This is a genomic window from Desulfoglaeba alkanexedens ALDC (genome assembly GCF_005377625.1).
In the GTDB taxonomy this organism is placed as follows: domain Bacteria; phylum Desulfobacterota; class Syntrophobacteria; order Syntrophobacterales; family DSM-9756; genus Desulfoglaeba; species Desulfoglaeba alkanexedens.
This window is the reverse complement of the sequence record NZ_CP040098.1, coordinates 1,721,930-1,735,261: the sequence shown is the minus strand read 5'-3', so window position 1 is coordinate 1,735,261 and position 13,332 is coordinate 1,721,930. Positions and strand designations below refer to the sequence as shown.

Genomic DNA, 13,332 nt, shown 5'->3' with positions numbered 1-13,332 from the left:
TTGGGGTGTCTGTCATGGTTCCGCCCGCTTTCTCTCTTGGGCGACGAACTCGAACGGCTCCACCGAGTACCCGGCCAGGTCCCCGCGCCGGAACACCACCAGGCTCATGGGCGGGACCGGAAGCTCACGCCAGCCTTTTTCCTCCGCCAGCACGGCGTCCAGATACGCGGGGTCCGATGCGTAGAGGACCGCCTTGCGGCGGGGATGCCAGCGCAGTTCCAGTGGGTTTCGCGTGATGATGTCAACAAACCCATACTTTTACTTGACATTGTTACGAGAAAAACATGGTATTGTTGTGGGTAACGTGAAACAAGGTCAAGGATGCCGAAAATGAAACATGATGAGTTCTTCCGAAAGCACCCGGTTTTCACCGGAGAGGAACTGGCCCAACATCTGTCCTCCCATGGTGACGTCGGCGGGCGGGCCCAGGAGGCGCTCCTGGCGTACCACCGGAAGGCTGGACACGTCGTTCGGGTACGCCGCGGATTGTATGCCGTCATCCCGCCGGGAGCGGACACCGATTCGTATCCGGTCGATCCGTTCCTCGTCGCCGCGAAGCTGACGCCGGATTCGGTGTTGTCGCACCATACGGCGCTGGAGTTTCACGGAAAGGCTTACTCGGTTTATACACACATCACGTACTCGGCATCCCGCCCGCTTGGACCTCTGACGTTCCGCTCCCATGTTTTCCGGGGAACCAGGTTTCCACAGGCTCTCATCCGCGCGGGAAAAGTCCACGTCGGCGTTTCGACCCCAGAGCGCGCCGGAATGGAGCTACGGGTCGCGAGCCTGGAGCGGACCTTGGTGGACGTCCTGGATCGTCCGGACCTTTCGGGAAGCTGGGAGGAAATCTGGCGGTCGCTGGAGTCGGTCGAGTTCTTCGACCTCGACAAGGTCGTGGAGTACGCGCTCCTGCTCGGAAACGCGACCACCGGGGCGAAGGTGGGGTTCTTTCTCGAACAGCACCGCGAACCGTTGATGGTGGAGGACCGTCACCTCAAGGCGCTTCACGATCTGCGGCCCCGGCAACCGCATTATCTGGACCGAGCCAAGCGGACATCCGGTCGCCTCGTATCGAAATGGAACCTGGTAGTTCCAAGGGAAGTGCTCGAACGGGCATGGGGGGAGGTACTATGAAAATCTCCCCAGAGAAGCTGGCCCCCGAAGCGCAGGCAACGGGCTTCAGACCGGATGTGCTCGAAAAGGTCGCTCACCTGCTTGGGCTGCTCGATGCCATGCGAAGCCACCCTTTCCTCAAAGGGAAGTTGGTCCTCAAGGGCGGAACGGCCTTGAATCTTTTCGTCTTCGATGTTCCCCGGCTCTCCGTCGACATCGATCTGAACTACGTGGGAGCCGAAGATCGTGACGGCATGCTCGCCGAGCGTCCCAAGGTCGAGCAGGCTGTTCAAGCGGTCTTCGCTCGGGAGGGCTTTACCGTCAGGCGGATGCCTGAAGAACACGCCGGAGGCAAGTGGTCGTTGCGGTATGAAAGCGCCCCCGGCCGGAGCGGGAACCTCGAAGTGGACATCAATTTCATGTTCCGTGTCCCGTTATGGCCGGTGGTGACCAGCGACTCTCATGCCGTCGGGACTTGGCGGGCCATAGGGATTCCCGTGCTGGATCGCCATGAACTGGCGGCCGGGAAGCTCGCGGCGTTGCTCTCGCGTAGACAGGCGCGGGACCTGTTCGACAGCCATCGGATTCTCCGAATGAAAAACCTCGATTCCCACCGCCTTCGTATCGGATTTATGGTCTACGGCGCGATGAACAGGAAGGATTGGAGGACGGTCTCCTCGGACGATGTGGACTTCGACGCCATGGATTTGGCCAGGCGGTTGGCCCCTACGCTGCGCGTCAATGCGGCCGAGGTCCAAGCAGAATCAGCCGAATACGGGTCGCGCCTTGTAAGGGAATGCCGTGAAGGTCTATCCGTAGTATTGCCCTTCACGAACTCCGAGCGTAAGTTCTTGGACCTGCTGCTGGACCGAGGAGTGATCGACCCCACGCTTTTGACCGCCGACGAATCTCTTCAGCGACGCATACAATCCCAGCCCCTTCTCGAATGGAAGGCGCTTAACGTGCGGCGTCATAAGGGATTGCCCTGAATCCCGACATATGCACCCCGGCGTTGTTCGAAATATCCAAGCGGGTGCCCGGATGCAACCGGGCTGTTAAACAAGGCGACTCGAAAAACGGAGAACGGGAGAATTCGGAAAGGACATTTTCGGAGAGCGCGCGCAACCCCCAGGGTTGCACCCGAACCCCAGGCGCTGGGTTTCGAAATAGAGAATCAGGGTAAATGTGCGGGCGGGCGTAAGTCGGCGTTGGCACGCCGGAAACGACGAGACCCCGAGGGGATCACCCCACGGGGTCTTGCGTTAAATAAGAACCGCTGAAATCAGCGGATTGAATTTTGGCTCCCCGGACCAATCGGTGGTAGCTGGTTGGGGTCACCCACAAGGATCAGACGACTCAACGGGCCCGAGTCGAGGGCGCGCAGCAGCGTCCCGAAAAGGTCCGTTGGGATCATCGAACACTCGTCGATGATAACGGTGGTCGCCTGGTAGGGCCTCTGATCGCTCTGTGGCTTGAGTACGAAGATGTCAGGCATGAACCAGCCCTGCTTCAGCAGGAACTGGTGGATGGTCATTGCATTGCGCTCGGTCTTTGTGGAGAGCCGAACACGAGCCTTCCCGGTCGGGGCCAGCAAGAGCGTCGGATGCCGTCCCTCAGCGCGGACCAACTCCTGAAGGAATACCTTGAGGACCGATGTCTTGCCGGTGCCGGCACCTCCTGTCAACACACTCAATCTTCGAGAGAACAACGTGCTGAGTGCGACTTGTTTCTCGTCCAGTGCCACTCGTTCACGGTCGGACTTCGGTTCACCAAAGAGCCCCTTCAGCGCGCCAAGCCACTCAATCGGTGGATCGGCCGCAGGGTTCACCTTCTTTGCCCGCCGCTTGATAATCGAGGCGATGACCTGTTCCAGCGACTGGAGGTATTTGAGCGCAACCAGCTCGGGATCTGAATCGAGAGCCGTCCAGAGGAGCCGCTGATAAAAATCAATCTCGGCCAGCACAATCTCCCGGTCCGGTCGGCACGCTCGGCGCTCTGGGAAACGGTCGATGATGCGGCTCAGGAAGTCGCCGAACGTCAGGACCGTGTCCCCGCTGCTGGCAGCCTCCTGGAGGACCGCGACTCCCACTGCCCGAACCCTGCGCCTATCGTCGTGGGAAACTTCGTCATCGTCTGCAAACAGTGAGGCGTTCCCCTCGGGCCGTAGACCGTGATCGACCGTCTCCAAGGCCACGGGATCTGAATCCGCCGCCCCGAGGTCGCTCTCGGCAAGTATGGGGTTGGCAACCAGCGCGTCCTCGTTGGCGTCGATGCCACTCGCCGCCCGCTGGTCCGGATTGGCGATTCGTTGGACCTGGCCTGGCGAAAGCTCGAACCGGGCAAGCTTGGACAAGAGCGCATGGCGGGACTTAAGGAGTCCCCACCGCTCTCTCGCCTTGAGCAGCCCAGCTTTGTAAGGGCCCGCGTCTGGTTCGGCCTTCCCGCCTAGAATCGACAGAACGTACTCCCATGAGTTCTTGCCCTGGTTCGCCATAGGTGCAAGGACGGTTCGCTGGAACGAGGTTCCCTTTGAGAACCCGAGATACTGGAGTACGCTACCGGCACCGGGGAACGGGCCCCGGCCGGTCCAGGCCTCGGCCAGTGCGTCATTAAGCCAGGAGAGACGGCGTTCCCAATCCGCAGCAACGTGCCCCTCGACCTTAACACGCTCCACACACTGGATGATGCGTTCTATAATGGCAACCGCAACATCGTCAGAAACATGCTCCCCGCCGTAGGAGAAGGGAAGAAGCGCGTTCCGGGGGACTCGACAGATGATGTCGTCCGCCCGATGGCCGTCCCGAAGGTACTCCTGGTACGGTATGCGCACTCCCTGGTCAGGGTAGGCTTGGGTAGTGCGACGCGACCACACCGGATACTGATCTTGATACTTGGACGTTGTGCCGAAGTAGAACTGTGGCCCCACCTCGGCGATCCTTCCTACGCCGACAACAATGCGGGGTGCGTTCTCGTCGAGAGGGTTGCCATGATTGCAGTAGTAGAAGACCAGGGAATTCTTTGGCTCCAACTTCCCCCAGAACCGCTTGAGAAGTTCCCGTTGACGGTCCGGCTCAAAAACCCAGCCGTTACTCCGGGGATTGTCCGGCCCTCGAATGGACAGATCTTCCGCTTCGCAGACTTCTTGGAAAAACTCCTCGCGCATCCAGCGGTATGGAGCCGGGCACGATGAATACGGAGGGATGCTCTCCGAGACCGCCGGTAGTTTGCGAAACTCAAGCGGGTCTTGATGGACGATGGTAAATCCGCGGGCGGCATAGGCGGCCGGATCGCGGGAGCATGGCGGCAACCACCCGTCCAACTCGGCGAGCGGTTTGCCGGCAGTTTCGCGCTCCTTTTCATCATTCCGCGAGTCACGTATATGTTGATGGACTATGCAGTGAGCGTTGAGGTGTGGCAGGTCACAAACGTGACCATCCCAAGACCGGTCATGCCATGCCAACCGTACCGATAGATGCGTGGTCATGCCTTCTCCCCGTGTTGCCCCTCGTCCAGCTCGATGATGCTCTGCGATCGGCGCATCACCCCGATATCGTGGGCCGCAAGAAGCGTAACGAGTTGTTCGCCGTTCATCAGGCCCACAGGGACGGCATCGGCGCGTTCGGCTTCTCTGCACGCGCCGGGGCTGAAGTCGCTGGTGGTGATGATGAGGCCCTGGTCGTGGGTACCGAGGCTTCCACGCACGCGCTGAACGTCCGGGGCCTGAACGTTGTTGCCGATCTTCCACCTCTTGGCTTGGACGGCCATGCGGATGCGGATGACGTCGCCGACAACAAGCGTGGCCCTCACATCCACGCCGCCGTCGCCGGTTCGCCCGACGACTTCAATGTCTTCAAAGCCCATTTCAACCAGGAGAAGGCCGATGAGTTCCTCAAACTCCTTTGGTTTCAATCCCAAGAGGTGTTTGCGGAGAGCCTGTCGCACTTGCCGGTTGTGCTGTTCGATCTCGTAGGACAGGCCATGTCCCATCCATTTCCTGAGGCCGAAGACGCCTCGCCCGTCCTGGACGAAACGCGGCTGTTCGCCTCGCCGCTGGGCCCGCTTGATCGCGGTGTATATTTGAGCGCCCATGGTCGCGTCCGGGGTCTTGCCCTCGGTGTCGAGCCAGCCCTGTTCAAGAGCTTTCTTGGTGATGTCGCGAAAATGCATGGGGCGCTTGTTGCTGAACTGCTCCAAAACCTTCTCCGCTGCCACCGCGAAGGAATAAACCTTGGCGGAGGCCTTTACTTTCGGCTCCACCAATGGCGTTCCGGAAGAGGACTTCTCCACGGCAGACGGCTTCGCGCCCAGTTCGCGCAGTCCAAAGGTCTGCGAGGCGACGAGGACAAAGGGCGACTTGTTGCCGCTTTTTTTTATGTCCGAGTAGAGCTGGGCGCTCACGGTGGCGGCTGGTGTCTTGCCGGTCGTTTGCCAGAGCTTCTTGCTCGACAAGGATGAAACCGACTTGCGCTGTTTCGGGCGCTTGCGGGCTTGGTCATCGGGTTGGCTCATATCTCCGCTGCCTCTCATGAATACTCCGATCTCGGTCGATGAGGGTGTGCAAGATGTTCTTGAACTCGTTGGCCGCTGAGGCTTGGAGCAAACGGGCTGTCTTGACCACGCGGCAAAGTTCCGAGAGCTATTTCTATTCTTCTGACCTGCGTGCTGGTCCGGAAGTGCTGGCGCGTGTGAAACCAGCCCTCAACTTGGAGATCGCGCAGGCCGGGGTTGCCCTGAATGATCGCTCGGGTGTCGTTGAAATACCGTGCTATCTCTTCATTTGTCATTTGCGGCTTCGGCCTCCTCCCGGATTTTTTCGTAAACCTCCTTGAGGAGGTGCTGGCTGACAGCATCGCGGAATTGATCCTCATTCATGAACTTGGCCGTGATTTCCTCGTTCTGTTCCATGCGGTCGATAAAAAGCCCCTCCAAGGCTTTTCGGAAGACGTAGCCGAAGTTCTCCATCGTGTTGGCGAGCGCGGCCTGACGGAGACTGCTGTCGGCTACCGCGTCCTCGCGTATCGATTCGAAAAATAGTTGGTCACCCGGCTTAAACTCCGTCCCGAACCGCTCGTTGAGAAGGTCGATGAGCTTGGACAGCTCGATCTCATCGCCTCGAGCGACGCCGGTGCCCACAGACGTCGGCCCCGATACCTCGTATCGGGCTCCCGCCTCCATGACGATGGAGCCCTCACCGATCTTCTGCAAACGGTAAAACTTGAGCGCCACGTCATCATCAAAGTTGTAGATCGGGCCAAGGGTTTCTCTCGGCAGTTTGGTAAGCAGAAACCGGACGTATGAGTACAGCTTCTCCAAATCGGAGTCCTGGAAGGGAATCACCTGCGACATAAAAGAATAAAGGTTTCTGAAAGCGACCAGCGTCTTCCGGAACTCCTCTCTGACCTCCTCCTCAAGTCCGTTGTAACGATTTACGGCCGGATCGATGCATGCGTTCATCCTGGCGTGGTCGGCGGGCGTCTGCTTCTGACTTGGTTTGTAGAATACCTTGCAGAACTCCTCGACTTCGGCCTTGTAGTAGACCTGGTGTCCGTCCAATTTGGCCTGAAGCTCGTAAAGCTGCTTCGGCTGCGCCCTTTCGCCGATGATCGTTTGCTCGTAGTAGGGTTGGAAGGCCTTCAGTATCTCTTCGGATTCGTTGACGAAGTCGAGAACAAAGGTATCCTCCTTGCCGGGATGGGTGCGGTTAAGCCGTGAGAGGGTTTGGACCGCCTGGATTCCTGCGAGCCTTTTGTCCACATACATGGTGTGAAGAAGCGGCTGGTCGAATCCGGTCTGGTATTTCTCCGCCACGAGCAAAACCTGGTACTCTTCCGTCCCGAAGCGTTCGGGCAGTTCCTTCTCGCGGATGCCTTTGTTCATACCGACTTCCGTATACTCCACGCCGGGCGCATCCGGATCGATCACCGTGCCGGAGAAGGCAACCAGCGTTTTGATTCCCGTGTACCCCTTCAGAGCGATGTACTTATCGAATGCCTGCTTGTACTTCACCGCGTGCAATCGGCTGGAAGTGACCACCATTGCCTTGGCCTTGCCGCCGATCTTGTGCATGGTGAAGTGCCGGAAATGCTCGACCATGACCTCGGTCTTCTGCGCGATATTGTGCGGGTGCAGGCTCATGAATCGCGCCAGCGCCCTCGCGGCCTTGCGCTTGTCCACCTGCGGGTCATCCTCGATGGACTTGATCAGCCGGTAATACGTCTTGTAGGTCGTGTAATTCCGGAGCACGTCGAGGATGAAGCCCTCATCGATGGCCTGGCGCATGCTGTAGAGATGGAAGGGAGTCGGCTTGCCATCCGCGCCGGGAGTGCCGAAAACCTCCAGCGTCTTGTACTTGGGTGTTGCGGTGAAGGCGAAGAAGCTGATGTTGGGTTGGTGGCCGCGCTTGGCCATGGTCTTGAGAATTTCCTCTTCGTAGTCGGGCAGCCCTTCCTCCTCGGCCTTTGCCCTGGCCTCTTCCTTGATGGCTGCACCGGCGAGCACTCCCTTGAGTTCGGTCGCCGTCTCGCCGCCTTGTGAGCTGTGCGCCTCGTCCACGATCACCGCGTATCGGCGCATGGGCAAATCGCCCATCTTCTCGGTGACAAAGGGGAATTTCTGGAGCGTGGTGATCACGACCGGCACACCAGACCCGAGGGCCTCGGCCAACTGGGTCGAGTTGATGTCGATCTTCTGGACCACGCCCTGCTTGTGCTCGAACTGGTAGATGGTGTTCTGGAGCTGCTGGTCGAGGACTACCCGGTCGGTAACCACGATGATCGAATCGAAGACCTTCTCGTCCTTTGCGGTGTAGAGACTGGCGAGCCGATGGGCGAGCCAGGCGATGGAGTTGGATTTGCCGCTGCCGGCGGAGTGCTGGACGAGGTAATTGGTCCCGGCCCCCCGCACGCGAGCGTCGGCCACGAGCTTCCGCACACAATCAAGCTGCTGATAGCGCGGGAAAATCATCGCCTCCCGTTTCACCTTCTTGCCGCCGAGCTGCTTCTCCTCGACCTGGAGATGAATGAACCGCGCCAGGATGTCGAGAAAGCTGTGCCGCTCTAGGACCTCTTCCCAGAGGTAGGCGGTTTTGTAGCCGCCGGGGTTTTCCGGATTGCCTGCGCCGCCTCCGCAGCCCCGGTTGAAGGGCAGAAAGCGTGTGCCCTTTCCCGAAAGACGCGTGGTCATGTAGACCTCGTCGGTGTCCACCGCAAAATGGACCAGCGTGCGCTTCTTGAACTGGAAAATCAGGTCTGAAGGATTGCGGTCATTCTTATATTGGGTGATCGCATGCCGCCAGGTCTGGGCGGTCATGGGGTTCTTGAGCTCCAGCGTGGAGACGGGGATGCCATTCAATGCCAAGGTCACATCGATGGTATTGCCATGCTTGGCGGAGTAGCGAAGCTGACGGGTCACCGTGAGTCGATTGGCCGCATAGAGCTTCTGAGTATCCGGGTTCATCCCGCTCGCCGGGGCGAAATAGGCTACCCGGAACAGCTTTCCAAAGCACTTGAATCCGTGCCGCAGGACAGAGAGACACCCCTCATGGCCGGAATTAAGCGCCCGGCAGAGGTAGTCCAGCAGAGTTTCTTCAGCTTTCTCCTTTTGGAGGTTTGAAAGGTACTCCCATTCCTTGGGCTGGGTTGCCTGGACGAAAGAGATCACATCCCGAGGGAAGAGGCCGCGCTCAGGGTCGAACGCCTCCCGGTCGCCCTTCTCATAGCCGCCTGCCGAAGTCAGGTGTTGTTCGATGGCGGTTTCAAATGCGTATTCCGTGTGCTGGCCCGGCATCAGACAACCTCCTTGCGAACATCTATCTTTCCTGTCACTGCCGCAGAGATCAGGGCGGTGCGGTATTCGCGGAGCAATTCAATGGATTTTTCCACCTTCTCGATCAGCGCATCGTTCCGCGCCGTCTCGCGGTCTAGAAACGCCGCGATGGCCTTCTGCTCGTCGAGCGGGGGAAGGGTAACCCCGATGTCGCCGACCTCCGGCGCATTGATCGCTGGGTAGCTGACACCGGTGGAACGTGACACAACCGTCTCGACGAAGAACGGGGATCGCAGCGCGTAGGACAGATAGCCGGGATCGAGTTTGCGAGGCCGAACCACTGCGAAACCGGTGGAGACGATCAGGTTGTCGTCCGCGTCGCGAATCGGGGCGATGGCTCGCAAATAGGTGCGAACTGTGGATACAATCGTGTCGCCGTCACGCACGATACGCCTTGCCCGCGATGGTGCATCTTCGAAGCGGTAGGTCTCCGTGGCCACGATTCCTTTGGCCGCATCAACGCTGCCAATATCGACGTAAACGAACTCGTAGTCGGGATCGGTCGTTTCCGGGAGCACTTCATCGTTAATAGACGCAACGTACTTGAGGCGGCGGATCGCCCAATACTCCGGTATCTCCCCCAGCCATTCAATGCCGGAGTCCTTCATTTTAGCATTAGGGTCGAGCCCCTTGGTAACGGCGTGGCTGATGAGGGCAGATCGTTTCTCCTGAAGTAACTCGATCTGGCGCCGCTTCTTTTCAATGAGCGTGTCGATTCGCGCTGTCTCGCGGTCAAGGAAGGCGGCGATGGCCTGCTGCTCGGTGAGCGGAGGGATAGGGACCGTCATATCTGCGACTTCGTCTGCAGACACCGCTTCATAGGTGGACCCAGTGGCAATGCACCACAGTTCATGCCTTGTGACCGTAAGAGTGTGCCAAGCAAAGCGGCTTATCAATGAGCCTTGATCCGGAATCACAGCGCATAGACCACGTCCGATCCCATAGCAACGATCCGCCATATTCAGAGCGCCTACCGGTGCTCTAACGGAAACAAGTAGTGAACCTGCTGGCGCGGTTTTCGTCGCCGTTTCGCAATAGTATTTCGCCGTTGGGTTCTCGGCCCCAAATTCAGCGTTCCCCTGCAAGAACGGCCTGTCTGACTCTTCGAATGTGTAATCGTCAGAATTGGGAGACTGGCCCATGACTGTATTGGCGACAAATTTCAATCGCTTAACCTCCCAATACTCCGGTATCTCCCCCAGCCATTCAATGCCAGACGGCTTGTACGCCGGGTAGGCCGCCCGCTTGTGTTGTGTTACTGGGCGGTTCATGACTTATCACCTTTGCCAGGCCCTTTTTCCTCGCCTTTATTGCGGCTCTTCGCGGGTTTCTTGTTCTTCGTGGGCTGCTTCTTGCGCCGCGCCTCCAGCATCCTGGCGGAGTTCCGCAGGTCCTCGACATACCGGCTTTCGGCCTCGGCTTCCGCCGCCAGCCGCCGCCGCTCGGCGAAGGCGTCGTACTGTTCTTGCGCCCAGGAGAGAGCGTCTTTGCGGCTGACCGTTCCGGGCCCGATGAGCACGGGCAATTCGGTGTCGCGCAGGAACTTGTCGAGGAATACCTCCCAGTCGCGCATGTGGATATCCTGCCGCCGCTGGGCGCGGAACTCGGCCTGGTCGAGAAACATCACGGTAATCCGGTTGAGTGTGTCGATCTCCTTGGCGTCGAGGTAGTTCTTGGCCGTGCCCACGTCGCGTTTGATCACCCGGCCGCCTTTCCACGCGGTCAGCCCCATGTTGACCTTCCCTGCGTCCGCGCGCCTGCGGACGATCTCCGCCGCCGTCATGCCGGTGGCGGCGTGGTGCATCTTGTTCTGCATGGTGGCGAAAAATTGTTGCGTTTCCTCCTCGCCCTCGCGGTAGTCGCAGGCCAGCGCGAAGATCTCCCGAATGCGTTGGTAGACGCGCGCTTCACTGGCGCGAATCTCTCGGATGCGGGCAAGCAGTTCGTCGAAGTAGTCCACCAGCCCGCTGCCGCCCTTGAGCCGTTCGTCGTCGAGCGTGAACCCTTTGACGATGTACTCACGCAGGCGGGCCGTGGCCCACTGGCGGAACCGTGTGGCGACGCCGGACTTGACCCGATAGCCCACCGCAATGATCATGTCCAGGTTGTAATAATCGAGCGGTCGCTTGACCGTCCGCGAGCCCTCCGAGCGAACTGTCAAGTATTTCTTGACAGTTGCCTCGGGGTCGAGCTCGCCCTCTTCATAGATATTTTGTATGTGCAGGCTTATGTTCTGCTTAGTGGTTTGATACAGCTCCGCCATTAGGTTCTGTGTCAACCAGACGGTCTCATCCTGCAGCCGCACCTCAAGGCGGGTCGCGCCGGAGTCGGCCTGGTAGATGACGATCTGGGAGTCACCGGGGGCGGGCAGATTCTCGCTCATTCCGTTACCTCCGCGAGCATATCCGCAATTTCCTTCTCGATCTGCTTAAGATCGGTTTCAATCTCCTCCAGCGGTCTGGGAGGCGTGTACTTGTAAAAATAGCGATTGAAGTTGATCTCATAGCCAACCTTGGTTTTAGACTCGTCAATCCAGGCATCCGGTACGTGCGGGAGGACTTCCCGCTTCATGTATTCGTCCACGTCTTCCTTGAGCGGCACGTTCTCGTAGTCGCGCAGGTCGGGGTCGGGTTCGGGATTGCCCTTGGCGTCGGTGCAAACGTCCGCTGTTTCGTCCCGTTCCGCCAGGGCCATGAGGAAGGCCTTCAACAGGACGGCGGAAATCTTGAGACCCGCCTTCTTGAACGCCTCCTTCATCATCTCTGCGAACTGTTCTCGGTTCTTGACCACGCCTTTACCGGCAAGCGGCCGCAAGGCGGCCAGTATGCCTTCCTGCAGCCTGCGGCCTTCTTCGATCTCGGCCTGAGCGGCTTTTGTATCCTTGCGCTTCTTGCCGGCGGCCAGGTTGGCGAAGGCCGTGGTCTCCTTGAGACGGGCGATTCGAGCCTCGTCCACCGCGAAGTTGAGCCGCAGGGGACGTTCTACAGTGATGCGCCGGTAGCCGAAGTCCTGGTTATCGAAAATGCGGACATGATCCGCATCTTTAAAATCTCCATAGAGCCGGGTGATCTCGTCGCGCTGATCGTCACAGACCTCGTTTCGCTTATTACCGAGGGATTTGCGCATCTTCTTGAAGAACTTCGTTCCGTCTATCAGTTGAATCTTGCCCCTGCGGCCCGGCTTCTTCCGGTTGGTGACGATCCAGAGGTAGGTGTAGATGCCCGTGTTGTAGAAGAGCTGATCCGGCAGGGCGACAATGGCCTCCAGCCAATCGTTTTCGATAATCCAGCGGCGGATCTCGCTCTCTCCCGACCCGGCCGCGCCAGTGAATAACGGCGAGCCGTTAAAGACGATTCCAAGGCGGGTGCCGCCTTCCTTTGGGTCCTTCATCTTGCTGATCATGTGCATAATAAAGAGAAGGGAGCCATCGTTGATGCGGGGTAGTCCCGCGCCGAAACGTCCTCCGAAGCCCTGTTCTTCATGCTCGCGCGTGATAAAGTCGGCTTCCGGCTTCCACTCCACGCCGAAGGGCGGATTGGCCAGCATGTAATCGAACCTGTGGCGGGGAAAACGGTCGTCGGTAAAGCTGTCGCCATAGGCGATATGCTCGATGTCCTGACCCTTGATCATCATGTCAGAGCCGCAGATGGCGTAGGCCTGGGCGTTGTAGTCCTGACCGAAGACCTCCAGGCGGGCGTCGGGATTCAGTTCCCGGACATAATCCTCGGCAACGGACAGCATGCCCCCGGTACCACAGGCCGGGTCATAGAGCGTCTTGACGATGCCCCTGGCCGTGAGCACATCGCTATCGGGCATAAAAATCAGGTTGACCATCAGGCGGATCACCTCGCGGGGTGTGAAGTGGTCGCCGGCCTCTTCATTCGACGCCTCGTTGAACCGCCTGATCAGTTCCTCGAAAATGTAGCCCATCTCAAGGTTCGAGACTTCCTGCGGGTGCAGGTTAATATCGCAAAATCGGGATACCAGAAGGTAGAGACGGTCCGCCTTGTCGAGTTTCCCGATGTGTTCTTCGAAGCCGAAGCTCTCGATGATCTCCCGGGCGCGGGTTGAAAAGCCCTTGATGTAGTTGGTGAGGTTGGCGGCGATGTTGTTGGGATCGCCTTTGAGTTTCTCGAATGAATAACGGCTTGTGTTGTAAAAGGGCACTCCCGTAACCCGGCACAGAAGAGGATCGATCTTTTTCACTTTCCCGCCGGAGAGCGTTTTCTGTTTGGCGAGCACCTTGTCCTTGGTCGGCTCCAGAACGCAGTCGAGCCGACGCAGCACCGTCATGGGGAGCATTACGTCCTTATATTGATTCGGGCAATAAGGACCCCGCAGCAGGTCTGCCACTGACCAGATGAAATTCACTTTTCCACTGAAGCTATTCAT

At 58.8% G+C, this 13,332-nt stretch carries 9 protein-coding genes; 2 read left to right on the top strand and 7 right to left on the bottom strand.

Annotated elements, in window-relative coordinates:
• Nucleotides 1-12: 12 nt before the first annotated feature.
• Nucleotides 13-153 carry a hypothetical protein gene (locus tag FDQ92_RS15230; RefSeq protein ID WP_170180102.1) on the bottom strand — a complete coding sequence of 47 codons (141 nt, stop codon included), beginning with the start codon at nt 151-153 and terminating at the stop codon, nt 13-15.
• A 177-nt stretch (nt 154-330) separates the two neighbouring features.
• Between FDQ92_RS15230 and FDQ92_RS07865 the strand changes: the two genes are divergently transcribed.
• Entirely contained in the window at nt 331-1,137 is an 807-nt protein-coding gene (locus FDQ92_RS07865) for a type IV toxin-antitoxin system AbiEi family antitoxin domain-containing protein (RefSeq protein ID WP_137424059.1), read from the top strand.
• Nucleotides 1,134-2,105, top strand: coding sequence for a nucleotidyl transferase AbiEii/AbiGii toxin family protein (locus FDQ92_RS07860; RefSeq protein WP_246041621.1), 972 nt, complete (start codon nt 1,134-1,136; stop codon nt 2,103-2,105). Before FDQ92_RS07865 ends, FDQ92_RS07860 begins: the two co-directional genes overlap by 4 nt.
• Before the next feature lie 293 nt (nt 2,106-2,398).
• On the opposite strand, the gene FDQ92_RS07855 is transcribed toward FDQ92_RS07860, so the two are convergent.
• From FDQ92_RS07855 to FDQ92_RS07830, 6 genes are all read right to left on the bottom strand, one after another.
• Nucleotides 2,399-4,279 (bottom strand): AAA family ATPase, encoded by a 1,881-nt coding sequence (locus FDQ92_RS07855; protein WP_170180245.1) that lies wholly within the window; start codon nt 4,277-4,279, stop codon nt 2,399-2,401.
• Nucleotides 4,280-4,596: 317 nt separating this feature from the next.
• The gene (locus FDQ92_RS07850; RefSeq protein WP_211341207.1) at nt 4,597-5,625 is read right to left on the bottom strand and encodes an HTH domain-containing protein; all 1,029 of its coding nucleotides are present in this window, start codon (nt 5,623-5,625) and stop codon (nt 4,597-4,599) included.
• 264 nt (nt 5,626-5,889) lie between these two features.
• A complete protein-coding gene (locus FDQ92_RS07845) occupies nt 5,890-8,901 on the bottom strand; it encodes a type I restriction endonuclease subunit R (RefSeq protein ID WP_137424055.1) in 3,012 nt (1,003 codons plus the stop codon).
• Nucleotides 8,901-10,211 (bottom strand): restriction endonuclease subunit S, encoded by a 1,311-nt coding sequence (locus FDQ92_RS07840; RefSeq protein ID WP_137424054.1) that lies wholly within the window; start codon nt 10,209-10,211, stop codon nt 8,901-8,903. The genes FDQ92_RS07845 and FDQ92_RS07840 overlap by 1 nt, the downstream gene beginning before the upstream one ends.
• Nucleotides 10,208-11,323: a virulence RhuM family protein gene (locus FDQ92_RS07835; RefSeq protein WP_137424053.1), complete on the bottom strand. Its 1,116-nt coding sequence runs from the start codon at nt 11,321-11,323 to the stop codon at nt 10,208-10,210. Before FDQ92_RS07835 ends, FDQ92_RS07840 begins: the two co-directional genes overlap by 4 nt.
• The gene (locus FDQ92_RS07830) at nt 11,320-13,332 is read right to left on the bottom strand and encodes a type I restriction-modification system subunit M (RefSeq protein WP_137424052.1); all 2,013 of its coding nucleotides are present in this window, start codon (nt 13,330-13,332) and stop codon (nt 11,320-11,322) included. Before FDQ92_RS07830 ends, FDQ92_RS07835 begins: the two co-directional genes overlap by 4 nt.